Source organism: Enterobacter sp. DTU_2021_1002640_1_SI_PRY_ASU_LCPMC_013, assembly GCF_032389435.1.
Lineage (GTDB): Bacteria > Pseudomonadota > Gammaproteobacteria > Enterobacterales > Enterobacteriaceae > Enterobacter > Enterobacter hormaechei_C.
Genome location: NZ_CP135594.1, coordinates 3,046,868 through 3,071,658 on the forward strand (window position 1 = coordinate 3,046,868; position 24,791 = coordinate 3,071,658).

Below are 24,791 nucleotides of genomic sequence, written 5' to 3' on the forward strand. Positions count from 1 at the left end.
CTTCACAATTTATTTACATTTATAGTAACACATCATCGCCAACCTGCACTGTTTAGCGGATTTTATAGGCGTTGCAGGCTCGCGTCGGCGCTATATGTACCCGTTTCTGCGATCTAACTCAACCTTTTTAAATACAATGATGTGACTTTTTACACAAATAGATTTTACATAAAAGAAACAAACACAGGGTAAACGAACGGAGGGTTGGTTGATATGGGTCAACAAAAAGGCCCGTCACGGGCCTTAAGTGGTCATTTATGCGCCGTCTTTCGCGGCCGGCTGGCGTAAAGATAGAAGAGAATGGAGCAGGTCGCGCAGAGGGCAATCGCCCACAGCATCGGCCAGGCGGTATTAAACGTCGCCGTCGAGAGCAGCGCCCCGACTATCGCGCCAATTCCGAAACGGAACGTTCCTGCCAGCGACGAGGCGGTGCCCGCCATATGCGGAAATTCGTCGAGGATCACCGCCATCGCGTTGGATGAAACCATCGACACGCAGCCGACAAACGCCGCCACGCCCACCACCAGCGCCCAGAAACCGACGCCCAGCAACGCGCTCAATACCAGCCAGATAGCCATCACGAACTGGATCCACAGCCCGGCGCGGAACATATTCAGCGCCCCAACCCGCCGGACAAAGCGGCTGTTGATAATGGTCATCACAAACAGGAACACAATATTCAGCGCGAAGTAGTAACCAAAATGCTGGGGTGACACATGGTTCAGTTCGATGTACACAAACGGCCCCGCGCTCAGGAACGAGAACATTCCGGCAAAGCTGAAGCCGCTGGCCAGCATATAGCTCAGCACACGCTTATGGCGAAACAGCGAGGCAAAGTTGCCAAGCGTGGTGCGAATGTGGAACTTCTGACGTCGCTCGACCGGCAGCGTTTCATCGATAAAGACGAAGATCATCACCGAGGCCAGCAGCGCGGCAATCGCCAGGATCCAGAAAATCGCATGCCAGCTGAACCACACCAGGACCGCCCCGCCCACCATAGGGGCGACCAGCGGCGCAATTGTCGTGACCAGCATGACGAACGACATCATGCGTGAGAACTCTTCCTTCGGGTAGACGTCGCGCATCAGCGCGTTAATCACCACGCTTGCCGCAGCCGCCGCCAGGCCATGGAAGAAACGCATCACAATCAGCTGATCGATACTCTGCGCCAGCGCGCAGGCCACCGCCGCCGCGGCAAATATCAATGTCCCGCCCAGGATAACCGGTTTACGCCCCAGGCTGTCTGCCATTGGGCCATAAAATAGCTGACCGAGGGCAAAACCAAGAATGTAGGTGCTGAGCGTCATCTGCGCGCTGCCTGCCGGTACGCCAAACTGCGCGGAAATCACCGGCAGCGCGGGCAGATACATATCGATAGACAGCGGCATCAGCATGGCCAGCAGGCCAAGGATAAATACAATTTTAAACGACGAGTGTGGCCTGGTGGTCACAGGGTTCTCCTGAATTTAGCGTGAAGGCAGCCCGACGCTGGCAATCTCTTCTTCCGTCAGCGGGCGATATTCCCCTGGGGCCAGGTCTGGATCGAGTTCAATCGCGCCGATACGTTCACGATGCAGCCCCACAACGTGGTTGCCCACGGCGGCAAACATCCGTTTCACCTGATGGTAGCGGCCTTCACTGATGGTCAGACGGACATCCGTGGGGGTGAGGATTTCCAGCACCGCCGGTTTGGTCAGATCCTTCTCATTATGCAGCTGAACGCCTTTCGCGAATTGCTCTGCCGTGTCATCCGAGACCGGAGACTCAAGCATCACCCGATAGGTTTTCTCACAGTGATGGCGCGGGGAGGTGATGCGGTGCGACCACTGGCCGTCATCGGTCATCAGCACCAGGCCGGTAGTATCGATATCCAGTCGCCCTGCCGCATGCAGCTTGTGCGCCACAGGTTCGTCGAGGAAATAGAGCACCGTCGGGTGATCCGGATCGTCCGTTGAACAGACGTAACCTTCCGGTTTGTTGAGCATGAAGTAGCGCGGGCCATTCTGCTGGGTCAGCGGGTTGCCGTCATACTCCACCTGGTGCTCAGGCTGGAGTTTAAAAGCGCTGTCTTTCACAATGTCGCCGTCCACGGTTACGCGGCTGGCGCGAATTTCACGCCCGGCAATAGCGCGGCTTACGCCGAGTTGCTGAGCGATAAACTTATCAAGTCGCATGAAATCTTTTTAGCCTTAATGGTGCTGGAAGTCGGACTACGCGTCCGAAAAAGAAGCAGTCAGAAACAGTTCAGTATAATGGTCTGGTTGCGCCACTCAAGGGAAAAAGTTTCGTGGCATACTATATGCGAGTTAACTGAATAGAGAAGCCATGACGTTCACATTACGCCCCTATCAGCAGGAAGCCGTTGATGCCACCCTCGCCTGGTTTCGCAAGCATCGGGAGCCCGCCGCCATCGTTCTCCCGACCGGAGCCGGTAAAAGCCTGGTGATTGCCGAACTGGCGCGCCTGGCCCGCGGACGCGTGCTGGTGCTGGCACACGTCAAAGAGCTGGTGGCGCAAAACCATGCCAAATATTGCGCGCTCGGCCTGGAGGCCGACATTTTTGCCGCCGGACTGAAGCGCAAAGAGAGCCACGGAAAAGTGGTGTTTGGCAGCGTACAATCCGTTGCGCGCAACCTGGAACTGTTTCGCAGCGAGTTTTCCCTGCTGATTGTCGATGAGTGTCACCGCATCAGCGATGACGACGACAGCCAGTATCAGCAAATCCTCACTCATCTGAAAAAGGTGAATCCTCACCTCCGTCTGCTTGGCCTTACCGCCACGCCGTTTCGTCTGGGCAAGGGCTGGATTTATCAGTTTCATTATCACGGCATGGTGCGTGGCGATGAAAAGGCCCTGTTCCGCGACTGTATCTATGAGCTTCCGCTGCGCTACATGATCAAGCACGGCTACCTGACGCCGCCGGAGCGGCTGGATATGCCGGTCGTGCAGTACGATTTCAGCCGCTTACAGGCGCAGAGCAACGGGCTGTTCAGCGAGGCAGATCTTAACCATGAGCTGAAAAAACAGAAGCGGATCACGCCGCATATCATCAGCCAGATTGAAGAGTTCGCACAAACGCGCAAAGGGGTGATGATTTTTGCTGCCACTGTCGAACACGCGCGCGAAATTACGGGGCTGCTGCCCGCCGACGACGCGGCGTTAATTACCGGTGAAACCCCCGGCCTGGAGCGCGACAGCCTGATTGAGGACTTCAAAGCTCAGCGGTTCCGCTATCTGGTGAATGTCTCCGTACTAACCACCGGCTTTGACGCCCCGCACGTCGACCTGATTGCGATTCTTCGCCCGACGGAATCCGTCAGCCTGTATCAGCAGATTGTTGGCCGCGGGCTGCGTCTGGCGCCGGGCAAAACCGACTGTCTGATCCTTGATTACGCCGGTAACCCGCACGATCTCTATTCGCCGGAAGTCGGCACGCCAAAAGGCAAGAGCGACAACGTGCCCGTTCAGGTTTTTTGCCCTGCCTGCGGGTTTGCCAACACCTTCTGGGGGAAAACCACCGCCGACGGCACGCTGATCGAACATTTTGGCCGCCGCTGTCAGGGCTGGTTTGAAGACGATGAAGGCCATCGCGAACAGTGTGACTTCCGCTTCCGCTTCAAAAACTGCCCGCAGTGCAATGCCGAAAACGACATTGCCGCCCGCCGCTGTCGGGAGTGCGACACGGTCCTGGTCGACCCGGACGACATGCTGAAAGCGGCGCTGAAGCTGAAAGATGCGCTGGTGCTGCGCTGTTCCGGCATGGCCTTACAGCCCGGCGCGGATGAAAAAGGCGAGTGGCTAAAAATTACCTACTACGACGAGGATGGCGCAGACGTCAGCGAGCGGTTCCGGGTCCAGACGCCCGCCCAGCGCACCGCGTTCGAGCAGCTCTTTATCCGCCCGCATACCCGCACGCCTGGCGTGCCGCTGCGCTGGATAACCGTGGCCGATATCGTGCGCCAGCGGGCGTTACTGCGCCATCCTGATTTTGTTGTCGCCCGTAAAAAAGGGCAGTTCTGGCAGGTGCGTGAGAAGGTCTTTGACTATGAAGGACGCTTTCGCCGGGCAAACGAATTGCGCGGTTAACGGGACTTTTCGTTGATGCGCGAGCCATTTGAGTATAAAATGCCGCCCGCTTCACATCCGTGAGGCAGAACACTCACCTGCTGCTGGGTCGCCTGTAGTAGGGTTTTAAATACAGAGAGAAATCAATGTTCACTATCGAAGCAGAAGTACGTAACGTGCAGGGTAAGGGTGCGAGCCGCCGCCTGCGTACCGCAAACAAGTTCCCGGCTATCGTTTACGGTGGCGAAGCTGCTCCAGTTGCTATTGAACTGGATCACGACAAAGTATGGAACATGCAGAACAAAGCTGAATTCTACAGCGAAGTTCTGACCATCGTTGTTGACGGTAAAGAAGAAAAAGTGAAAGTTCAGGCTGTTCAGCGTCACGCGTTCAAGCCAAAACTGACTCACATCGACTTCGTTCGCGCGTAATCGCAAACCTGTCGAGAAAAACCCCGCGTTTGCGGGGTTTTTTTATGGCTGTTACTTACCGCCTGAGGTGCGACGCTGGAGCTGGTCGCGCAGATTCGGCGGCGTGCCTTTAATGGTCAGCGTGTCGGTGGCCGGGTCCCAGAAGATACGTTCCCCGAGCAGCATGGCATCAAAGTTAATGGTTAACCCACCGCCGCTACCGGCAAATTTCGTCAGCTGACGCAGCGTACTGCGATCCGCCGGAAAGCTCTCTTCCAGCTCATAGCCTTTTTCCGCAGTAAATTCCTGGAAGCTGACTTCGCTGACGCCTGCCAGCTCTTTGGACAGCGACTCCAGCTCAATCTCTTCTCCAGCCTGTAGCTGCTCGTTGCAGTAGCTGTAAACCTGCTGACGCACGGTCTGACGCTCAGATTTATCAAGCTGCGCCTCAGCCGTAAAGTCATCCACCGCCTGGAGGAGACCTTTGTTCTGCGCTTTGGCATTCAGCCCTTCGCTGGCGCCGAGGAAGTCCATAAAGAAATCCGCCACTTTGCGGCCCACACGGCCTTTAAGGAAGGTCAGATAGCGCGTTGATTCCGGGTTGGTTTCCCATTCGGTTAAATCGATACGCGCCACAATATCCGCATGGTTGATATCCAGGTAGTGCGTTGAGCTGATATCCAGCTGCTCGTTCACGCGCATACTGCTTAAGTTATTCAGCACGGTGACCAGCAGATACTCTACCGCCAGATAACGGTAGTGGCAGAACAGGACGATACCGCCATCGGCGAAGGGATATTTCGCCAGCTCGTCACGCAGACGGCCAGTAGCAGCGCGGCTGAATGCCAGGAAATCCTCTTCGCCCTGACGTTGCAGGCGCAGGCTATCCGCCAGTTCGCTCTCTTCGCTGAACAAGCCATAGGCTTTATTTTTCGCGCTGTAGACGCGATGCAACTCCGCCATCATCTCGACAACGGTAGGCGTTGGTTCCAGTAACGAATCGCGCAGCACCACTTCAAGGGTTTGCTCATCACGCTTGATAAGCTGGTGCAAGGCAATCTGGTTGATTTCCAGACTCATGATAAACTCTCCTTTTAGACCGGGCGGTATTCAACCACCACCAACGCATGTGTGCAACAGAAGATAAAAAAGGGGAAAAAAAGCTGTTGCTACGGTAATATGTCGCCCTTCTCTCAATAAACTGATTTTGATTTATGCCACAACATTCCCGCTACAGTGACGAACACGTTGAACAATTGCTCAGTGAGCTGGTCAACGTACTGGAAAAACATAAAACGCCAACCGATCTCTCCCTGATGGTTTTGGGAAATATGGTTACCAACCTGATCAATACCAGCGTTGCTCCGGCTCAGCGTCAGGCGATCGCCAAATCTTTCGCCCAGGCTTTGCAGTCCTCCGTTAGCGACGACCAGGCACACTAAGGGAAACGAACAACAGTTTATGGTGACGAATCGTCAGCGCTACCGTGAAAAAGTCTCCCAGATGGTCAGCTGGGGGCACTGGTTTGCCCTGTTCAACATTCTGTTGGCGATGGTGCTCGGCTGCCGTTATCTGTTTGTGGCGGACTGGCCAACCACGTTAACCGGGCGCATCTACTCGTGGATGAGCCTTGTTGGTCACTTTAGCTTTCTGGTCTTCGCCACCTATCTGCTGATCCTGTTCCCACTGACGTTTATCGTCATGTCGCAGCGGCTGATGCGCTTCCTGTCCGCCATTCTTGCGACGGCGGGCATGACGCTGTTGCTGATCGACAGCGAAGTCTTTACCCGCTTCCACCTGCACCTGAATCCTGTCGTCTGGGAGCTGGTGATTAACCCGGATCAGAACGAGACCGCGCGCGACTGGCAGCTGATGTTTATCAGCGTGCCGATCATCCTGCTGATCGAAATGCTGTTCGCCACGTGGAGCTGGCAAAAACTCCGCAGTCTGACCCGACGCCGCCATTATGCGAAGCCCGTCGCGGCGCTCTTTTTCGCCTCATTTATCGGTTCGCACCTGATGTATATCTGGGCAGATGCGAACTTCTACCGCCCGATTACCATGCAGCGCGCAAACCTGCCGCTCTCCTATCCGATGACGGCGCGTCGTTTCCTCGAAAAACACGGCCTGCTGGACGCTCAGGAGTATCAGCGTCGTCTGGTCGAACAGGGTAATCCGGAAGCGGTCAGCGTGCAGTATCCCCTGAGCGATCTGAAATATCGCGACATGGGGCGCGGTCAGAACGTGCTGCTGATTACCGTCGATGGCCTGAACTATTCCCGCTATGAGAAGCAGATGCCAGCGCTGGCTGAATTCGCTGAGAACAACATCGTATTCACTCAGCATATGAGCTCCGGTAATTCGACCGACGCGGGTATTTTCGGCCTGTTCTACGGCATTTCACCGAGCTATATGGACGGCGTGCTGTCGGCCCGTATTCCGGCGGCATTGATTACCGGGCTTAATCAGCAGGGCTACCAGCTGGGGCTGTTCGCCTCTGATGGTTTCAACAGCTCGCTGTACCGCCAGGCGCTGCTGTCTGATTTCTCACTGCCCGCCGCGCAGAGCCAGTCTGACGATCGGACCGCTGACCAGTGGATAGACTGGCTGAAGCGCTATGCGCAGGAAGATAACCGCTGGTTCTCCTGGGTTGCGTTTAACGGCACAACGCTTGATGACAGCAATCAGAAAGGCTTCGCGCGCCGCTATAGCCGTGCGGCGGGCGATGTCGATGCGCAGATCGGCCGCGTGCTGACCGCCCTGCGCGACGCGGGCAAGCTGGACAATACGGTCGTGATTATCACGGCGGGGCATGGCGTGCCGCTCGGCGACGAGGCGAAGGGCATGGAGTGGTCGCGTCCGAACCTGCATGTTCCCCTGGTGATCCACTGGCCGGGCACTCCCGCGCAGCGTATCAACATGCTCACCGACCATAAAGACGTCATGACCACGTTAATGCAACGGCTGCTGCACGTCAGCACACCGGCAATTGAATACTCGCAGGGACAAGACCTCTTTAGCGCCACGCGGCGTCATAACTGGGTCACGGCTGCTGGCGGAAACACGCTGGTGGTGACCACGCCGACGTTGTCCCTGGTGCTGAACAGCAACGGCAATTACCAGACGTATAACATCGAAGGCGAGAAGCTGAAAGACCAGAAACCGCAGCTCAGTTTGCTGTTGCAGGTGCTGACAGACGAGAAGCGCTTTATCGCTAACTGATTATTTATGAATCAGTTAGCGTTGCTTGCCCCTTGCATTCAAAAAGGAATCGAGTAGTATTCCTTTTATGCGTCGGCACGTAGCGCAGCCTGGTAGCGCACCGTCATGGGGTGTCGGGGGTCGGAGGTTCAAATCCTCTCGTGCCGACCAAATTATCCCACAACTTTTGTCTAATACAGTCCAGACAAGGCCATAAATCACTGATTAAACAGTAGGTTAAACAGACCTACAGTTTAATCAGTTGTCTACAGAAAGCCATCTTGATACATTGAAATCCAACCTTCTTGGGCATAGCTATGGGCATACACTGATGTGAGTACCCAGAGCCCTATGCCTATACATCTTCATAGATCCTATGGGAGGACGGTTATGGCTCGTCAGACAAAACCCTTGAGCAATACGGAAGTAAAAAATGCTAAAACTACTGACCGTACTTTGATCCTGTATGATGGGGACGGCCTGGAATTGCAGGTCACCCCTAAAGGTTCGAAACTCTGGCGTTTTCGTTATTACAAACCATTCACACGTAAGCGTGCGATGATTAGCCTGGGTTCCTACCCTTCAGTCTCTCTATCTGAAGCTCGTCGACTTCGTGAAGATGCTCGTATTCTTTTAGGGAAAGATATCGATCCGCTCGAGTATAAAAAGACAGAATACTTACTCCAAAAAAGTGCTACTGAAAGCACATTTGAAAAAGTCGCAAGTGAATGGTTCAAAACTAAAGAGTCAGCGGGACTGGCAACTCATACGTTAAACGATATCTGGCGTTCTTTGAGCAATTATGTGTTCCCACACATCGGATCCCTGCCTGTTGCAAATATCACTGCTCAACAATTTATTGGAGCACTGCAACCCACTCATGCGGCAGGACGATTAGAAACGGTGAAACGACTGAGCCAGCGTATTAATGAAGTCATGGATTATGCTCTTAACTCTGGTCTGATATCTGTCAACCCAGCAGCCAGAATCGGACGAACGTTTCATAAACCCAAAGTGAAACATCGCCCCGCCCTCTCACCAGAACAATTACCACTTTTGATGAAAACTCTGGCATTTGCCAGTATCAGAAGGCAAACCCGTTGTCTGATTGAGTGGCAATTACTCACCATGACCCGCCCCGCGGAAGCCGCAATGACTCGTTGGGATGAGATCGATTTTGACACAAAGGAATGGCGTATTCCAGCTGGCCGCATGAAGATGAAACGTGAACATATCGTGCCACTTTCAGAAGAAGCTCTGGCCATTCTCGAAGTGATGCGCCCTATCAGTAAGCACAGGGATTATGTTTTCCCTGGATATAGAAATCCACTTGAAGCAATGAACAGCCAGACGGCAAATATGGCGCTTAAACGTATGGGTTTTAAAGGCTTGCTTGTAGCACATGGTATGAGGGCGATAGCATCTACTGTACTCAATGAGAAAGGATTTCCTCCAGACGTAATCGAGGCAGCATTAGCCCATATTGACACTAACGAGGTCAGGAGAGCATATAATAGGGCGCAGTATCTGGAGCAACGCAGAGAAATGATGGGCTGGTGGGGAAAGTATGTAGAGTCAGCGTCATACAGCAAAACTAGTGTCGGTGCCATGGCTGAGTAAAACAATTATGAATGAAGTAACCTTTATCTTCGTGATGGTAATTCAATTTTACCTCACCAGTAAAAAAATGAGTGTGGAAGTGAGGCCAGAAATTTTACCGCAACCCATTAATTGAAAATATTCCTTATAAAATAATGTGTTATATATAAAAACATGATTATAGATTCATCTTTTCAATTGAATGCCTTAAATCAATTTTGGCAAAAATCTCGTATACGCCGTAAGTTGGCTTAGCCGTGCTATTTGTGCTGGCTTAGCATCATTGCTTCTCATGTACGCTGGCTATTGCAATACACGCCTTTTGCGGGAACTAACTCATCCCCCTCACAGATATAGCCATCAAGATTACTATTACAACCATCTGTCCTACAGCCAGCGCCCAGCTTTCGCCGACTCAGCGAACATACGAATAGTCAGCGGCTTAGATACTTACTTAACAGGTTCGTTAGTGAACCACCTCCGATAGGACATTTCTCTTTTCAATAGGTAATTCGAATCGAAGTTAATCACTGAAAGGTCAACATTGAACTTCTTACCATAGCTTTCTATGGCTAAGCCAGCTCATCCCATTCGGTGTATTATTGCAGTGGTGTATCCATCTCAACTTGAACGAGCTGAAAAGTAAGAGTCTCCGCTAATGAGAAATGTGCCTCGAAGGTCTCAGCAGCCACGAGGATGCCAACACCAGGCAGAATACTTTCATTACTGGCTTCAACCGTGTTTCGGCAGAGCAGCAAAATACCCCAAAGTTCTGCACCGACTTGTAGCAGAAAGTGCAGAAGATTTGGATGACATTTTCGTCTGGCAGGAATCACGTAACCTATAGAAACGCTGACTTTCCGTTACGATAAAATGATTTTTCTTGTTGGATCTACGAAGAAAATACTGCGTTGCGGGTGAAAAATAACAGTTTCTGACTACCCTGACGGCACACTGGCATTCAAATATGGTTACCGTCAGCTTAAATATCAGGAATTCGATAAGCTGAAATGCATCAATCAGGAGCAAAATGTTGATAAAAAACGTCTTGGTGAAGTCCTGAAACTAGTGCAGGACAGGATGGATGAGCTGGAAAGAGTTGGCAAACGGGACAGAGGTATAAAGATGCCCAGGCGGCGTGCGCAGGCCAGAGTCCGGAAGCAACTGAGGGCAATTAATCCGGTGCTTGTAGATCCGGAAGAGCTCAGAGCCAGTCTGAAACACTATCCCCTGCTCTTTTTGGACTCTTCGGTTCAAATTTATCTGTGGCAGTGTGATGAAGTGCAAAATTCTGCAAACACGCCAGTTGGTTTTACAACCAAGAACCCTCATTACTCTTCTGGTCTTACTAGCACAGCACATACCTTCAAGAATAATAAGGGGATACCAGAGTATGGCAAGATGTACGGCTCCTGTACGTGGACACACCTCGGCAGCGGCAGCTGCTGCCTGTCCTGCATGTCGTAATCGCAGTGGCTATAGCCGCAGTAGCTACAGTTATGATAGTTATTCTTCTTACTCCTCATCGAGCACTAACGGTGGCGGAAGTTATGGAGGCAGTGGCGGAGGATCCAGCAGCAGCAAAAAGCCACGCTGGTCAAAATCGGGGTCTTCCGTTTCTTACACTACAGCCCAAGTACAATCACTCACGCCGATTCGACAAGCGGTTGAGAAGCTTGCCGCAGAGAAACCAGACCTGCGCGACGTTTTTCTGTGCCATGCCTGGGATGACCGACAAGGTATAGCCAAAGAGCTGCACGATTTGCTCGAAGCGGCAGGTGTCAAAGTATGGTTTAGCGAAAAAGATCTTGCCCTTGGAGTTCCTATGATGCGTGCCATTGATAAAGGATTGGCAAACTCTCGAATTGGCCTAGTATTGGTAACTCCCGCATTGTTAAACCGCCTTCCTAAAGAAGGGGTTGCCGATAAAGAGCTTTCTGCTTTACTGGCAGGTAACCAGCTCGTTCCTATTGTGCATAACACGACGTATGAAGCTCTTCGTAATGTCAGTCCCTTGCTTGCATCCCGAAGTGGCTTGGATACGGGAGAAGATACACTGGCAGTTGTTGCAACAAAAATCGCAGAGCTGATTACTGTTTAGTTTAGCGAGGCACAACACGTTCTAATATTGATGGCTAATGAATCTGGTCTGCTATTGCAGACCAGATATCTTGAATACTTAATGTTTCCTTCCCCATTGGTCGTGTCACTTCAGGTGACCTTTTAAACTGGTTCAAAGAGATGACCTTTTAAGCTTGTAATAACGGTATGAGAAACCTGGCGGGCGTTTCCGGTAACTGACAGGCAAAAGGCGGTGGCAAATATACCGGAAACGACCGGATACGCGCCTGATAGATTTTACCTGGCGGCATAGTCATACAGCCTGCAGGATCCTCCCCCCTTGACAGGAAAATAACGTGAAAAGTCACGTTATACCGTCTTTCCCTCCCCCGGACACACAACCGGACTTAGCAGCGTGCAGAATATCCCGTTAAAACGACAGTGATGAAACGGGACAGGATGTACAATTTTAATACCGCGCATACGCGTTCTCACAAACGCCTTCCGTCAGGCTACGCTCCTGTCCCCGGGCATCCACATGGCCAAAAGATCTTGTGTGGTTTAGGCAAAACTGAAGCCGGCTTAAACGTCATAACCCCCCACTCTTAGTCTTCCTAAGAAAATTCCTGGTTCTGCAGTCCTTTGTCACGATAAGCTGTAATTCAGGTCTATAGCTATCCGGCAAGCGCTACTTACCACAACACAGGTTAAGCTGGTATGCCTAACCGGCATCCCGCCTCAATACGCGGTAGTTTTTCTTCAAAGTGGAGGCGAAGTGCCTCAAGGAGCCATGTCCGGCATTTCACGCGTTAGTGTCCATTAAAAATGATGGACACTATTTTTCCGGAAACGGAGTCTGCTGCGCAGACGGTCTAATTGAGATGTATATGGTCTTACCCCGTATTGCAAGACTGCAGTTATGCCTACGTTTTAAACGGCAGCGCAACGAGTCCCGGCGGGATTTGGGATCCTGATTGGTGTTGAAATATTTCTCCTGACATTTCTCTGCTGGCAAGCCCATCTGACCTAGCAACAAAAGGACAAATACTTTTCTGGAAAACAGTCGCTGGCTGGTTTGGCGAACGGGATGTCGAAGGTTTTGTTGGCATAGCGTTACTCGAGATATGCACGATTACCACTATCGCGGACTATCAGCTGATTATCCGGCGTATTGAGCGTAAACTGTAAGCGTTCCTGGCGACGTTAAGCCCCCGTTGCGCTGACACCAGACGCCGGCAGGAACGCGTCTCAGCGAGACCGGACACTCCGGACTCGCCAGCTTCATAGACACCACAACCACGCATTGAGGGCTATGACGGTCACAGATAACTGGATGCTCAGACGCTTTTCATACTTTGATCGATTGTTTTCAGAAGTGTAGAAGCAAGCGACGTCTGATCCCCTAAGTTCTGCTGGGTATTCAAATCCATGTTATGCAAAAATGCCTGACAAAGCTTTTTAAATTCAGAGCCGCCCTCTTGCCACCGACCAACAAGACCGGACACACCCTTATTTTCGTTACCCAGCAAATAATCTTTGGTTACCGGACCTGTCAAATATCCATCTACACGATCACTGGCAATCATACTTGCCAGCATATTCACACCACTAAATTCATCTGTCGGCCATCCTAGGGTTTTTAGATACGTTTTATCGCTTTCTGTCAGATTATCTTCAACCTTGTACGAGGTAAACTCATGGCCACACGGTAAAATTTCTTTTTTATACGTAGGCTTAAAATCCGCATCGCTCTTTAATGTTTTATCGACAGCACTGACTGTTTTTGGTTTACTATCTACAAGTTCATCTTTCATTGTTTTAAATAAACCGGAAAAAGAAGTACTGATTTCACTTTTTTTATAATTTATTTGACTGGCTGAATTATTAACATTCACATCTGATACCAGCATATTACACCTCTGTCTGTAATACATAACCGGCCACCCGATGTGACCGGTTATGATTCTACTTAAACATAAAACACGGTGCAATCATATCCATCAATATATGGCGGATTGAACAGCCCACCGGAGAGATTACCCACTTTCATCCTCAGAGCCAGTAAGCAGTCAGCCGGGTAATTATTACCGGCCGCATTGATAGTGCCGCTGCCAGATGCGGTTATGTCGGCAAACCCCAGTTCTGCACCGGCAGGTGTAAGGATATACAGACGAACGCCGATCTGGCTAGTCCAGCTACCAAATCTATCGCGGTCATAGTTATATTTAATATGATCAATTTTACCCGATGGCGTACTGCCAAGCGGTGACAGAGTTGAACCGGTGACCCATTCCCCCCCATTTACTGGATGTGGTCCGAGACCAGCACGATACCAGCTACCGGCGGCTAACGTTCCCAGTGACTGTTCCGCCTCAATGTGTTTTTTTACGATTTCCGCCAGTTCACGGTCTTCCTGGCCAGGAGGTGTATTAAAAAAGACCACATCATGATGATTTTTTTTGCTGACATCCGGAGGAAGAATTAACTTACTCATATATGTGACTCCTTTTCGTCTATACATAAATTATGCGCATGATAACGATGCCAAGTAAGCATAAACCGCCATAGCCGATTCTTTCCACATATATATAAAAATATAACTCACACTCTCAATCTATATGGAGCATCCAGCAGCTTCACTCTAAAAAATTAATCATTGTTATTGAGAACAATTCACAAGAAATAAATAAACAACAGTGATAAATAAATTTCAAATAAAAACCTGACGGCTGCAACTTATTTTTACAGGTAATTAACCATAACATCCGATTGCCCGCACCGTCTGAGAGGCCTTGAGGACGTTTCCGGTAACTGACAGGCAAAAGGTGGTGGCAAATATACCCGAAACGACCGGACATCTGAGACGTTGGGCGGGCGTATGAAGGCTATCCCTGATGCGCATGTCAGGATGAGCCTTTAACTACATGCATCCTTCGGGTTGCGCCGTCAAGAATGCATCAAGTTTCAGTCCGCCTGAGCCGACCGGGGAGATCGTATTTCGCTCAAGCGGTCATAGACTAAAGGCGATAAACTCCGCAGTGTGTCCATCACGACACCGCAGCAACGTACGGTACCCGATGCCGCCTGGGCACAGCCCGGTCCGGGTTTACTGACGCGGCGCATAAGTCCTATCTCCTGCAGTATGCGTATGACGGCCAGTACAAAGTTAAACGCCTGAGCAACATGCACGGCCTGTGCCATCAGTATATCTAAACAAGGCATGCGGCACCTATCGGCTGGAAGGTCCACAGCGCAGGCGGGCCAACCGCCAGAGAGCTGACCCCGGCCCAGCGTTAGAGCGACGCTCAGGCCCATCAGATCATCAGCCATGAACTGAGGCACAAAGCGAACGCAATTAACAAAGCTGTACCTGGGGCGTTAGTTGCCAGTCAGCTTCGGTGCATCCACAGGTCATGCACCTGGCCTGCCAGCATGAAGTAGGCTGCCCCCAGTAATATGATCAGCAACACAAGCCCTCTGGACTGGGCCGAAAAACGAGTGAAACGCGCCAGAGAAAACCAGAGAGAAGACAAGGCCCCTGTCGCACGCTGGTTCATCAAAGCCAGATAGTGCAGTGATCGCATCGTGGCGACAAACGTTGCCCCGATCCCCATCGCTACCCCGGATAGCTGGCACAGTATCCAGATCCGCTGAGAATCGTTCAGCACGCGCCAGTAATAATCAATGATCCCGTAAAAAAAAGTCGCCTCGCGTGCGCCGGAAATGATCCCCGCCTGAGCCAGTTGCATCAGGTATAACGATGCGCCCATCGCAATCAGTGGCATGAATATATACCAGACCCATTCGACGCTGCTGAATTGCCCCCGCATCGCAGAAGCCAAACCGGCCGCCAGTATAAAAGCCGTGCAGGACAATACGACGCTGTCCCAGTAATGCAGGACATCATGGACATAGCGGCTATATCCCCAGATAACCACCGCCATCACAATAAATACGGCCCCGAACCATGCCAGACCGTCATTCGACGACGAAACGGTACCCCGGCTCTGTTTCACCACGATGGTTTGTTTAAAAACAATCATCGCTTGTTGCACGGTAGCGGGGGCAGCAGCCGGAGGAGACTGATTGAGTCCGGCAAACAGCATACCCAGAATGGCTCCTATAAGCGGGGAAATCACAGCACTTTGTATCAGCGGGTTGTTCACCCAGGTCATAAACGCGTCCAATCACGACTCCTTTGCATACTTATGAGGTTATACAAGACAGAAAGAAAAGCCGCCTGCCGGGGGGGCAGCCATTACCTGCCCCCCCGGCAGGCGGCTTATTTATCGGCCCTGCTGCATTTTCTGTATTTTTATTGGTCTTTCTAGATCATGGTGGAAAGACTCAGAAAGCCATATTTAACTTTCCGTAATGGAACATCACACCTAGCTTGAAACTCTCGCGGTTTCGGTATCCCCTGGTTTTAATTCTAAGTAGTCGGATCTGGCTGTTCAGCGCCTCAGCATTACAGTTCGAAACACGATGACGCATGGCATTCAGTATTCCTTACAACCGTTTTTATGTTTCTGTCAGCGTTTTTCATCATCGATACCTCACAGTTAACCGACTGTGATATTCACCGCAACCAGCCATTCATGTGTTCTTCACTCCAGGGCTGATCCCAAATATTTATTGCCTGCTCTTTCAGCGTCCAGCACGGGCTTATCTGATGCATTTGTTTACGCAGCCACTTCAGTTTCTCCTGCCGGAATTCCGTCATTGATTTGTCGTTGTACTGCCACAGAAAACGTGTCCCCTTTTGCCTGGCGACGACTTTCGGCTGGAAGGGGAGAATGTTCATTCTGGCGGTTCTATTCACCACTTCGCCAGGTTACTTAGCCACATGGAACCAGTCGAAGGCTATTTTCTCAACCGCACAGGATAAGTGGATTCCCGCCGCACGTATATATCTCGCATTCCTGTCTATTGAGAGTATTTTGCCAATCTGCAACTGTCCATGAGTCAGGGACCGAAGATAAGCAGCAGGACTTTCTGCGCTGCGGTCACCCGTTAAAGCCAAAACCCGTCCATCGCGGTCAGAGACCACCTTTCTATAGCGATATCCTTGTTTAAAAACAATTTCATTTACATTCATATGGCGCGCTGCAAACGGCTTTTTTATCCGTGCAAGCCCTCGCTTAAACGCGTGAGTCGTAATGCATCAACAGCATTCCAATGGGGCTTCAGTTGGTTCTTAACGGCATCAACAGTGCAGTTTATCAGCCATGAGAGCTCGAAAGATTCAAACACCAACAAATACCGGCTGCCGACCCCCACGCAAGGAAGAGGCAGAGTCTGCCTGCCATGCTCCGTACACATAATTCTGGGAACATGACCTTCAACTAAAGCCGCGGGCTGACAGACATCAAGATGCCGCCATTTACGGTGGCGGCGATCATGAATGGGACACGATTTTCCGCAGGTCTGACAGGTTAACCGGGCATTTTTTCTATACCTCACGGTACGGTAAAAGAACCGGATCGCTCGTCAAGGAACAGGGATTCAACCTGCCACGGCGCGGACAAATTGAGAATGTGGGCATAGTGGGATTTTTCGTCCATATAATTTTATGGTGATGCTTACCTTAAAATTATATTATTATTTTTCGCCCATTTTCTTAATCTTCCATTAGCGTTGGCGTAAGGTGAAGAAGTATTAAATGAGATCATTCTTCCCATCGTCCATGTTGTGTACCATGGTTTTCCATACAAAACTTCATCAGTACGCGCATCAATAAGCTTTATAATTTCATTTTTTACAGTCTGAAGTTCAGATACTAATAAGTCATAATTTAACTCATTGTAATCTGAGTAAAATTTTTGAGCAAGAAGACCAAGCTGGTTCCATTTGTAGCCAGTTTCCGGGAAATCGACAGGCAGACCTTTGGCATCAGCAGTGATCCACTTTACAACCAGAGAATTCCATCCGAGCAGATACGAAACAAGGTCACGAACACTCATCTCTGTACCCATAACATGCCCATCCATTGAGCTATCAGAAGTAATGTCGGGCGGGATAGAGTTAAGGTAACTAATTAATTTACTAAAGTTTTTATCAATAGCTAAAAGTAGTTCAGCTTTTGTCTGCGGCACACTCATAAATAATTCCCTCACATTTAAAAAGAGACACCATAAGGCGCTGTGTGGTGTTTGAAAATTAATCAATTATGTCCTAGTCACCAAATTAGGGGAAGATCCGTTTATAATCAGTCGATTGGTCTGTTTACCGTTCGTGCGCAGAAGATACTGGCGTGTCGTTGTAGTCATCACCGTCAAAAACACAAGGCTTTGCTGGGCATCATTGCATTACGGTCATGATTTCAGGCTGTACTCAGCCAGCTAAAGCACGATACAGAATAATCATCTGACCTGCAATTCGTTGATGATAAAGGTTAGGCCCCGTGAATCCCGTCCGAATATTGCATAACTATCCGCTTAGCACGTCTTTCATCAGGGTTCGAATCGATTACGACTCATCATGACCGTTTATAGTCCCTGCAATCTTTCCCCTTTATTTTTAATGAAGAACAGGCAGACTCCGCAAACAACGGTTTGACATGTCGGGGAAGCCCTTATCGTAAAATATGTTCCGTTTCCCAAACGGAGCCCTTAATTGAACAATTAAGGGCATTCGTGCTCAGGTAAGTACCAATAATAAAAACTCGCGCTACGCTCAATATTACCCGTCTGGCTTACACCAAACCCGACGGAATCACAAGCCTACCGCTTCTCTCTTGAGTCCGGCATGTGCCAGGCAGCGATAGGCTACTCTGGCAACTTTACAGCGTCAGTGGATGAATGCTCAGGAAACTACATTAATGTCCGGCTTCAAACGCACATGATGAGTTTGCTATGAGGAAATGATGTGAAATATCTTATATTTCACTCGAAAATCAATGATTGGACTTATGCATAACGCAGGAATATTTCGGACGTTCATGAAAGGATTGATAGTTGAGATGGAGCGTTTTCAGGCTCGAAAAAAGCATGCTGTCTGTTGTCAGAAAACGATGTTAACAACCGTAAGGACGACGACCATGAGGATACGCCACCTTTATTATTTCTTGATTGTCGCAGAAGAACAGAATTTTGCTCGTGCTGCGGCCAGAGTACATATTGAACCTTCTCCACTGTCTCGTGCTATTAAGGAATTAGAGAACCAGCTTGGCGTGAGACTTCTTGACCGAACCAGAGGACGTATAAAGCTGACATGGCCAGGAGAGATTTTCCGTGAAGAGGCGCGCCGGATGCTCTGTTTCTTAGATAATGCAAAGACCCGTGTGCATTCCGCCTCTCTGGGTTACTGTGGCCGGGTACGTATCGGCCTCACAGATGGTCTTGCCCAACCGAAACTTACACAATTACTTGCACGATGCCGGGAAGATGAACCCCGGACCGAGATCCGGATCGTGGAGATGACGGTCAACGAAATGCTTCAGGCTCTCTATCATGATCAGATAGACGTCGGTTTTTCGGTGGAGGGTGAGAATACCGAAGGTTACGCAAAGCAAATGATCTGGGCAGATCGTCCCGCAGTAGCGATCCCCACTCACCACCCGCTGCTTTCCTTTGAGAAGATTCCCCTTATTGAAGCTCTTCGTTATCCTCTCATCCTCTGCCATCCCGAACAGTGTGCCGGGGGTTATAATGTCATTCGCAGGTGGATCGGTGATCACTCACTGCCTTTACCTTCCATTGCCGAGTATGTTTCTGGCCATGAACCAATGATAATGCTTGTTGCAGCCGGCTATGGTATTGGAATCGGTATAAAGTCGCAGATTGCGCTCTACCGCCACAGTGATGTGGTTATCAGACCGATGGCAGATGAAATTCCAGATACTCCGACATTTGTGGTAACTTCTGACAAAACTCTCTCACCTGAACTACAACGTTTCATCAAACGTGCACTGGAAATCGGTAATTTGTCCACCAACTGACATGGATCCCGCATGGCATCCATTAGAAACCTTATAAGGTGCCATGCTTTTTTCGACACGCATCGGACCAAAAAAGTATCCTTATTCAGTTGCAGCAGGATTTTTATATGACAATTCGATGAAATCAACCGCATCCGCTATCGACAAAAAACCGAAGTATCTGCATGTCAAGCTGCGTTTACGTAACTTGTACGACGATTCAGATCATCCATCCGACAAATAAATACAGACGCAATCTGTACATTATTTAACCGCACAAGCATCTTCACTCACGATGCTTTATCAAATTCTTGCGGCCACCAATACTGGAGCCTTTCAGGTTCGCTCTTACGACTGAAGGTATCAGCAAGAGCAAAACCATCAATGCGGTGGTCTGTACAATCCTATTGTTTGTAGTGTTCTAACGGTCGCATTTATCTAATACGGATTGTACCTAAGAAATTCCACCAAGTATCAAGGAGTGACCACAATGTACCAACAGAACCCCGCTCCATTAACAGAGCGCCGTATATTGCGACGCGCAGAAGTTGAGGTAAAGACAGGCTTTAAGCGAGCTCATATCTACAGCCTGATGAAAGATGGTAAGTTTCCCAAGGCGATAAAGCTGGGGGTCCGCGCCGTAGGCTGGGACTCGGCTGAGATCGAACAATGGATCATCGAACGCCTTAAAACTCGCATCTGACTCTGCTTCCTGAATGCATTTTAAGAGGGGCCAGCCATGCAGGCGATACCAATTATCCCGACAAAAGGTGATGCGACCATCGCAGCGAATTCTGGCAGCGTCATCGCCGATGCTGGATTGCGGATATTGTTGCTTGATCTTGATAGCCAGCCAACGGTCCCATCGTACTACGAGGTAAAGGATCGGGCGCAAGGTCGCATTTATAAACAGTTAGCATTTAACCAGCGAAGTATTTCGCGACCAATCTCTCGCACAGCTACGGAGAGGCCAGGCATAACCCTGTCTAATGATGAACACAACCAACTGAATACTCTGTTGCTGCCTGCCTCTGATAGCGGAATGAGGCTGCGAAATCTGCTGCCAGTATTTCAACGCCGTAACGATCTTATGATGATTGACATACAAGGCTCTTGCACAGTGCTTTTTGAGATTGACATAATAGCATCAGGGGCTGTGGTCGCGCCAGTAACTCCCGGCATTCATACTGCTCCAGAGCCACGGCGCGGTACCCTTAAATTAATCGAAGTTATCGCCCCTTATCATCACCCCGGCATCGATATACCACCGTTGCAATTGTTAATCAATCAGGCACCGCCAGACTCAGAGAATTCCCGCTTATTCCGGCCGTCATTGCGCATGATCTTCCATGAAAAAATAGGCGAGGATGCCATGCATACTGAAGTCCTGGCAATCGGAGCACTTCCACATGTGGCAACGCAAAGCCTGCCAGCCCACCGGGGTGAATACCGACGTCCGGGAGTCGGAGTAGTCCTCGCTACGCTCGATATTATTCGACGACTGGCCACCGGGTTGTCCCAGCATTGGCGTGTGTGTTTCAGCCATTTGTCTGGCAAAATCGGCAGGAGACATTCTCATGTCAATCGCTCATGAACTTGCTCGAGGCCACAAGCAACTTCTGCCTCTCATTGAATTTGCACTGAGCGAAGGCTGGAGCGTTTCCCGCACGTCCGGCGGTCACCTCAAATTCATCAAGCCGGGATTGCCGCCAATTTTCACGAGTTCGACGGCCAGCGATCACCGTACTGAACGCAACGCCCGTGCCATGCTGCGCCGCGCGAAAGTTAAGGATGCCATAGCCAGCCCTGACGGAAAGGAGACCGGCCATGTCTGATATCTCCGAACAAAAAATAGCTGCCAGGTTAATGAGCGATGGCTTCGTGCGTACAGATCCGGTAACAAGTACATTGGCAGATCCTGTCACAGACACCCCGGTGATCGTGACACTTGATGAGTTGCGCCCGTACGAGCTTGATCCGCGTCTTACACGCAACCCTCTCTATGACGAAATCAAGACCTCAATCCGCGAACGCGGCCTGGACGCACCGCCACCCATCACAAGACGCCCTGGTTCATCTCACTACATTATTCGCAATGGTGGCAACACACGGCTGGCTATACTGCGTGAGTTATGGGCAGAGACCAGGGATGAGCGCTTCTTTCGTATCAGTTGTCTGTTCCGCCCCTGGCCTGAACGGGGCGAGATTGTCGCTCTGACCGGACACCTCGCAGAGAGCGAATTGCACGGCAGCCTTTCGTTCATCGAGCGCGCACTTGGCGTCGAAAAAGTTCGTGAACTCTACGAGCAGGAAGACGGCAAGTCACTGTCGCAATCAGAGCTTTCCCGGCGCCTCAGAGCCGATGGCTATCCAGTGCCTCAACCCCATATCAGTCGCATGCAGGAGGCCATCCAATACCTGCTGCCAGCGATCCCACAGGTCCTCTACGGAGGGCTGGGTCGCCATCAGGTAGGGCAACTGACCAGTTTGCGCCGGGCCAGTGCCAGGGTTTGGGAGGCACACGCCGCGGTCAGACAGGTTGATATTGATTTCGCCACGCTGTTCCAGGATGTTCTTGCCGTCTTTGATAACACAGTCGGCAACTTCAATCTTCAACGCGTCCAGGATGAACTGATCGGGCAGATGGCCGATCTACTCGGTGTGGTATATGACACCCTCGCTCTCGAAATCGTCGACGCCGAGAAACGCTGGCAAATTCTGACCAGTGAACCCGTCGCTGCACCGCCAGCTAAACCTTGCGTGGCGACGTCGCCACAACCCGTACCAGCGCACCGTTCTCCCCTACCCCCTTCGTCACTGCCGCCCCTTGAGGCGCCGGTACCAGAATCCAGTATGCAGACAAAGCCAGGCCCGGTACAACCGCCCGTTTCCGTCGATGAGCAGGACGAAAAGGACGAGAGGTCAATGCTGATTCAGGAGCATATTGTCTCGGCCGCTCCAACGACCGATCGCCTTCTGTCACTTCAGCGCCTGATTGCCGACCACACCGGAGAGCCGCACAATAATTTCGAGAACAACGTCCTTCAAGCCATCCCCGTACAGGTCGGCGGTCTTTATCCGATCTCAGATATATGGTACATCGACCCTGATCTGAACGATCCCGATCGGTTGCGCACGCATATTGCACAGTTCGCACTGGAAATTGCCACTGAAGCTGGCGTGGGAGACCATATCGTCCCGTCCGATTTCGGCATCGGCTTCTCATGCACAGATCAGCTCCCACAGATCCCACACGCAGACACCGCCGTCACGATAGCGTCTCCCAGTGCAATCCTGACGCTATTGCACGTTTTGAGCGCACCTTATCTTCCGGCCAGCGCCTCCGCGACGCGTCTCGACACGGCACGACTGGCAGAGGAGTTGGGCGTCCTGCTGCTTGGAATGGCGCAGCCGATCACTCCGCCCCGGAACCATTTCCATATACTCACCGACAATGGACTGGTGAAATTGTTCCGTCTGATGCGCCTGGCACGCCGACTGCTGGAGCTCGAGGCTGGCATCAAGGGTGGCGATGGCATCATAACCGGGTCTTGAGGGAGGACACCATGTCGAATCCTCATCCTCTCAATCAGGCAGTGATCGCGCAGGCACTCCACGATTTGCGCAACGGTCAATTGCGCCGCGCCAAATCCATGGGATTTGAGGATGAAGATCTCGATGCGCTCAAACATCCCGCCATGGCCAGTGTACTGGCCAATGCCCGGGTATCCTGGTGCTCTGTGACAATAAATCGAGATGTTGTGCAACGCCTGCTGCACCAATGGGACAACGTGCAAAAGGAAATCCATGTCATCGATCGCCTGTTGACCCTTGGTGCCAGCACTGAACTTATCAGTCGTTTCTATGGACTGACACATCAGGAAATTGCTGTGCGCCGCGGCGTCCTCGGACTCCCCAAACGCAAGGGGCGCCATCCCGTCCTGACAGAGGAGCAGGATTGCGACCTCTGGAACCGCTGGACGGACACGGTCAAGGAGAACGGTGTGGCGTTGACCGACGAAACGGTGATGCTTGGCATCGCCGCAGACCTTGCCGAGAGCATGGGTCTGCCCATCTCTGTCATCTGGAGCGCCATTGTCAGGTGGATCGATGAAGGACTGATTTGAGCATGGACAACTCGCGGCAATCAAGCGGTCCCGTATCGCTGGAGTACCTTTTCGATGAGGCGCTTCAACAAATGCAGGCTCAGCAACCGCCTCCAGCTCCTGCCCAATCAGTTCCTGCACACCAGACTGACGGTTTTATTTTCAGCGGTAATCGCCATGACTCCGTACCTCGCGCTTTACTCACGGACAATCGCCTGACACCGCTGGAGCGCAATGCCTGGCAAGTGTTCCGGTTGTTGCTCAACGAGGATGGCATCACGGCGTTTCCAACGTACGACCAGCTTGCCCCCTGGCTAGCATCGATGCCATGCGCCACCAGAGCCTCGCATGAAACGGTCGCGCGCGCGCTGACCTTGCTACGCCTCACACGCTGGATCAGCCTGGTACGACGCCGGCGCGACTCCAGGACGGGGCGCATCCTGGGCAACCTATATGTACTGCACGACGAACCTCTCACACCCTACGAAGCCATCCAGCTTGATGCTGATTATCTGTGGCTTGTCAGCCAGTCACTGGACCACGCAAGCAAATCCATCCAGCGCGTCAGCGTCCACACGCTCAAGGAAATGACCGACGATCCCCTGCTCAGAGGACGTGAGCTGCCGAGCCGGCTGCAGGTGCTATCACAGCGTCTGAAAATACAAGGTTGGGTTGAGCCGAAAAGTTATCCACAAGCTGTGGGTAACTACGATTCCGAAGATGGACAAAATGACCTTCTTCGGAATCGTGACGACCTGTCTTCGCCATCCGAAGCAGGCGAAAAAACCAGCAAAACCGACTCGCTTCGGATTCCGAAGACCGATAGTACAGTACGTAAAGAAAAAGAAATAAAAGAAATCAGTACAGTACCGCGCGGGTTGGGCATGCTTCACCTTCCCGAGCGCTTCAGGTTACTCAAGGCTGAACAGCAGTCAGGGGCATTAGCCGCGTTGCAGCCGGTTGATCCCGATCTGCATCAGGCTGTTCTCGATGAGTGGGATGCCCGATGCCGCGCCAGCACTGTTCGCAATCCGGCCGGTTACTTGTTTGGCATTATCCAGAAAGCCATGCGCGGTGAGTTCCGGGCCTGGGCTGGACAGAGGACACAGCCCGAGACAACGTTTACACGGACCGAGCAACCACGGCAACAACCCGTAGATCCAGAAATGGCTCAGGCCCATATCGCCCGACTGCGCTCGATGCTTCGCTTGTCGTAAATCTTACCTCTGTCGTCGAGTAGTCGCGGCCATATCAGGTAATTGGTCGTCATCGACCATGGCGAGTAATTCCACTCAGTTCCATAGTCGCCTATACCCCGGGTATAGCTCAACACACAGCCTTCCGGTGGCTGCACCCTGATTTCTGCCCTGTTTGACAAGGCTGTAGTCCACTAAGAACCATAGACGCCTATCCCCCGGGTATAGTGCAACA

Annotated in this window: 20 protein-coding genes, 1 tRNA gene and 3 pseudogenes; 15 read left to right on the forward strand and 9 right to left on the reverse strand. The window is 51.2% G+C overall.

The window, feature by feature from the left end:
* Window positions 1–251: 251 nt before the first annotated feature.
* Entirely contained in the window at window positions 252–1,451 is a 1,200-nt protein-coding gene (locus tag RS584_RS14615; RefSeq protein ID WP_017383400.1) for a Bcr/CflA family multidrug efflux MFS transporter, read from the reverse strand.
* Between the two features lie 15 nt (window positions 1,452–1,466).
* Window positions 1,467–2,174, reverse strand: coding sequence for a 16S rRNA pseudouridine(516) synthase RsuA (gene rsuA / locus RS584_RS14620; protein WP_017383401.1), 708 nt, complete (start codon window positions 2,172–2,174; stop codon window positions 1,467–1,469).
* 151 nt (window positions 2,175–2,325) lie between these two features.
* On the opposite strand from rsuA, the gene RS584_RS14625 reads away from it, so the two are divergent.
* Both RS584_RS14625 and rplY read left to right on the forward strand, forming a co-directional pair.
* Window positions 2,326–4,086: a DEAD/DEAH box helicase gene (locus tag RS584_RS14625; protein WP_315748107.1), complete on the forward strand. Its 1,761-nt coding sequence runs from the start codon at window positions 2,326–2,328 to the stop codon at window positions 4,084–4,086.
* 125 nt (window positions 4,087–4,211) lie between these two features.
* Entirely contained in the window at window positions 4,212–4,496 is a 285-nt protein-coding gene (gene rplY / locus RS584_RS14630) for a 50S ribosomal protein L25 (RefSeq protein ID WP_015572298.1), read from the forward strand.
* A 51-nt stretch (window positions 4,497–4,547) separates the two neighbouring features.
* On the opposite strand, the gene yejK is transcribed toward rplY, so the two are convergent.
* The gene (gene yejK / locus RS584_RS14635) at window positions 4,548–5,555 is read right to left on the reverse strand and encodes a nucleoid-associated protein YejK (protein WP_017693031.1); all 1,008 of its coding nucleotides are present in this window, start codon (window positions 5,553–5,555) and stop codon (window positions 4,548–4,550) included.
* A 134-nt stretch (window positions 5,556–5,689) separates the two neighbouring features.
* Here yejK and RS584_RS14640 point away from each other — a divergent pair, with 134 nt between their 5' ends.
* From RS584_RS14640 to RS584_RS14660, 5 genes are all read left to right on the forward strand, one after another.
* Window positions 5,690–5,917: a YejL family protein gene (locus RS584_RS14640; RefSeq protein ID WP_001135586.1), complete on the forward strand. Its 228-nt coding sequence runs from the start codon at window positions 5,690–5,692 to the stop codon at window positions 5,915–5,917.
* 19 nt (window positions 5,918–5,936) lie between these two features.
* Window positions 5,937–7,697 (forward strand): LPS biosynthesis-modulating metalloenzyme YejM, encoded by a 1,761-nt coding sequence (yejM, locus tag RS584_RS14645; protein ID WP_315748108.1) that lies wholly within the window; start codon window positions 5,937–5,939, stop codon window positions 7,695–7,697.
* 73 nt (window positions 7,698–7,770) lie between these two features.
* Window positions 7,771–7,847: transfer RNA gene (locus RS584_RS14650), tRNA-Pro, on the forward strand.
* A 219-nt stretch (window positions 7,848–8,066) separates the two neighbouring features.
* Window positions 8,067–9,296, forward strand: coding sequence for an integrase domain-containing protein (locus tag RS584_RS14655; RefSeq protein ID WP_315748109.1), 1,230 nt, complete (start codon window positions 8,067–8,069; stop codon window positions 9,294–9,296).
* Window positions 9,297–10,668: 1,372 nt separating this feature from the next.
* Window positions 10,669–11,376, forward strand: coding sequence for a toll/interleukin-1 receptor domain-containing protein (locus tag RS584_RS14660; RefSeq protein ID WP_315748110.1), 708 nt, complete (start codon window positions 10,669–10,671; stop codon window positions 11,374–11,376).
* A 673-nt stretch (window positions 11,377–12,049) separates the two neighbouring features.
* On the opposite strand, the pseudogene RS584_RS14665 reads toward RS584_RS14660, so the two are convergent.
* The 6 genes and pseudogenes from RS584_RS14665 to RS584_RS14690 all read right to left on the reverse strand — a co-directional run.
* A pseudogene (locus RS584_RS14665) lies at window positions 12,050–12,142 on the reverse strand (IS66 family insertion sequence element accessory protein TnpB); the annotation flags it as partial.
* Window positions 12,143–12,673: 531 nt separating this feature from the next.
* Window positions 12,674–13,246, reverse strand: coding sequence for a hypothetical protein (locus RS584_RS14670; protein WP_315748111.1), 573 nt, complete (start codon window positions 13,244–13,246; stop codon window positions 12,674–12,676).
* 59 nt (window positions 13,247–13,305) lie between these two features.
* Window positions 13,306–13,830 carry a hypothetical protein gene (locus tag RS584_RS14675; RefSeq protein ID WP_315748112.1) on the reverse strand — a complete coding sequence of 175 codons (525 nt, stop codon included), beginning with the start codon at window positions 13,828–13,830 and terminating at the stop codon, window positions 13,306–13,308.
* 895 nt (window positions 13,831–14,725) lie between these two features.
* Complete coding sequence (locus tag RS584_RS14680) at window positions 14,726–15,523, reverse strand: hypothetical protein (protein WP_315748113.1); 798 nt, start codon at window positions 15,521–15,523, stop codon at window positions 14,726–14,728.
* 160 nt (window positions 15,524–15,683) lie between these two features.
* Window positions 15,684–16,900: pseudogene (locus RS584_RS14685) on the reverse strand (ISL3 family transposase).
* Between the two features lie 18 nt (window positions 16,901–16,918).
* Window positions 16,919–17,437, reverse strand: coding sequence for a ClbS/DfsB family four-helix bundle protein (locus RS584_RS14690; protein WP_315748114.1), 519 nt, complete (start codon window positions 17,435–17,437; stop codon window positions 16,919–16,921).
* Between the two features lie 109 nt (window positions 17,438–17,546).
* On the opposite strand from RS584_RS14690, the pseudogene RS584_RS14695 reads away from it, so the two are divergent.
* The 8 genes and pseudogenes from RS584_RS14695 to RS584_RS14730 all read left to right on the forward strand — a co-directional run.
* A pseudogene (locus RS584_RS14695) lies at window positions 17,547–17,681 on the forward strand (IS110 family transposase); the annotation flags it as partial.
* 595 nt (window positions 17,682–18,276) lie between these two features.
* Complete coding sequence (locus tag RS584_RS14700; RefSeq protein ID WP_315748115.1) at window positions 18,277–19,275, forward strand: LysR family transcriptional regulator; 999 nt, start codon at window positions 18,277–18,279, stop codon at window positions 19,273–19,275.
* Between the two features lie 469 nt (window positions 19,276–19,744).
* Window positions 19,745–19,957 carry an AlpA family transcriptional regulator gene (locus RS584_RS14705; protein ID WP_315748116.1) on the forward strand — a complete coding sequence of 71 codons (213 nt, stop codon included), beginning with the start codon at window positions 19,745–19,747 and terminating at the stop codon, window positions 19,955–19,957.
* Between the two features lie 36 nt (window positions 19,958–19,993).
* Window positions 19,994–20,848, forward strand: coding sequence for a ParA family protein (locus RS584_RS14710; RefSeq protein WP_315748117.1), 855 nt, complete (start codon window positions 19,994–19,996; stop codon window positions 20,846–20,848).
* A complete protein-coding gene (locus RS584_RS14715; protein WP_315748118.1) occupies window positions 20,832–21,089 on the forward strand; it encodes a type II toxin-antitoxin system HicA family toxin in 258 nt (85 codons plus the stop codon). Before RS584_RS14710 ends, RS584_RS14715 begins: the two co-directional genes overlap by 17 nt.
* Window positions 21,082–22,809 (forward strand): ParB family protein, encoded by a 1,728-nt coding sequence (locus tag RS584_RS14720; RefSeq protein ID WP_315748119.1) that lies wholly within the window; start codon window positions 21,082–21,084, stop codon window positions 22,807–22,809. Before RS584_RS14715 ends, RS584_RS14720 begins: the two co-directional genes overlap by 8 nt.
* A gap of 11 nt (window positions 22,810–22,820) precedes the next feature.
* Window positions 22,821–23,381: a DUF2857 domain-containing protein gene (locus RS584_RS14725; RefSeq protein WP_315748120.1), complete on the forward strand. Its 561-nt coding sequence runs from the start codon at window positions 22,821–22,823 to the stop codon at window positions 23,379–23,381.
* A 2-nt stretch (window positions 23,382–23,383) separates the two neighbouring features.
* The gene (locus tag RS584_RS14730) at window positions 23,384–24,577 is read left to right on the forward strand and encodes an STY4528 family pathogenicity island replication protein (protein WP_315749986.1); all 1,194 of its coding nucleotides are present in this window, start codon (window positions 23,384–23,386) and stop codon (window positions 24,575–24,577) included.
* The last annotated feature ends 214 nt before the right edge of the window (window positions 24,578–24,791 follow it).

Bases quoted from the DNA above. Each gene is read 5' to 3' on its own strand.
- rsuA (WP_017383401.1), bottom strand. From the start codon at position 2,174: ATGCGACTTGATAAGTTTATCGCTCAGCAACTCGGCGTAAGCCGCGCT.
- RS584_RS14625 (WP_315748107.1), top strand. From the start codon at position 2,326: ATGACGTTCACATTACGCCCCTATCAGCAGGAAGCCGTTGATGCCACC.
- rplY (WP_015572298.1), top strand. From the start codon at position 4,212: ATGTTCACTATCGAAGCAGAAGTACGTAACGTGCAGGGTAAGGGTGCG.
- yejK (WP_017693031.1), bottom strand. From the start codon at position 5,555: ATGAGTCTGGAAATCAACCAGATTGCCTTGCACCAGCTTATCAAGCGT.
- RS584_RS14640 (WP_001135586.1), top strand. From the start codon at position 5,690: ATGCCACAACATTCCCGCTACAGTGACGAACACGTTGAACAATTGCTC.
- yejM (WP_315748108.1), top strand. From the start codon at position 5,937: ATGGTGACGAATCGTCAGCGCTACCGTGAAAAAGTCTCCCAGATGGTC.
- RS584_RS14655 (WP_315748109.1), top strand. From the start codon at position 8,067: ATGGCTCGTCAGACAAAACCCTTGAGCAATACGGAAGTAAAAAATGCT.
- RS584_RS14660 (WP_315748110.1), top strand. From the start codon at position 10,669: ATGGCAAGATGTACGGCTCCTGTACGTGGACACACCTCGGCAGCGGCA.
- RS584_RS14670 (WP_315748111.1), bottom strand. From the start codon at position 13,246: ATGCTGGTATCAGATGTGAATGTTAATAATTCAGCCAGTCAAATAAAT.
- RS584_RS14675 (WP_315748112.1), bottom strand. From the start codon at position 13,830: ATGAGTAAGTTAATTCTTCCTCCGGATGTCAGCAAAAAAAATCATCAT.
- RS584_RS14690 (WP_315748114.1), bottom strand. From the start codon at position 17,437: ATGAGTGTGCCGCAGACAAAAGCTGAACTACTTTTAGCTATTGATAAA.
- RS584_RS14700 (WP_315748115.1), top strand. From the start codon at position 18,277: ATGAAAGGATTGATAGTTGAGATGGAGCGTTTTCAGGCTCGAAAAAAG.
- RS584_RS14705 (WP_315748116.1), top strand. From the start codon at position 19,745: ATGTACCAACAGAACCCCGCTCCATTAACAGAGCGCCGTATATTGCGA.
- RS584_RS14710 (WP_315748117.1), top strand. From the start codon at position 19,994: ATGCAGGCGATACCAATTATCCCGACAAAAGGTGATGCGACCATCGCA.
- RS584_RS14715 (WP_315748118.1), top strand. From the start codon at position 20,832: ATGTCAATCGCTCATGAACTTGCTCGAGGCCACAAGCAACTTCTGCCT.
- RS584_RS14720 (WP_315748119.1), top strand. From the start codon at position 21,082: ATGTCTGATATCTCCGAACAAAAAATAGCTGCCAGGTTAATGAGCGAT.
- RS584_RS14725 (WP_315748120.1), top strand. From the start codon at position 22,821: ATGTCGAATCCTCATCCTCTCAATCAGGCAGTGATCGCGCAGGCACTC.
- RS584_RS14730 (WP_315749986.1), top strand. From the start codon at position 23,384: ATGGACAACTCGCGGCAATCAAGCGGTCCCGTATCGCTGGAGTACCTT.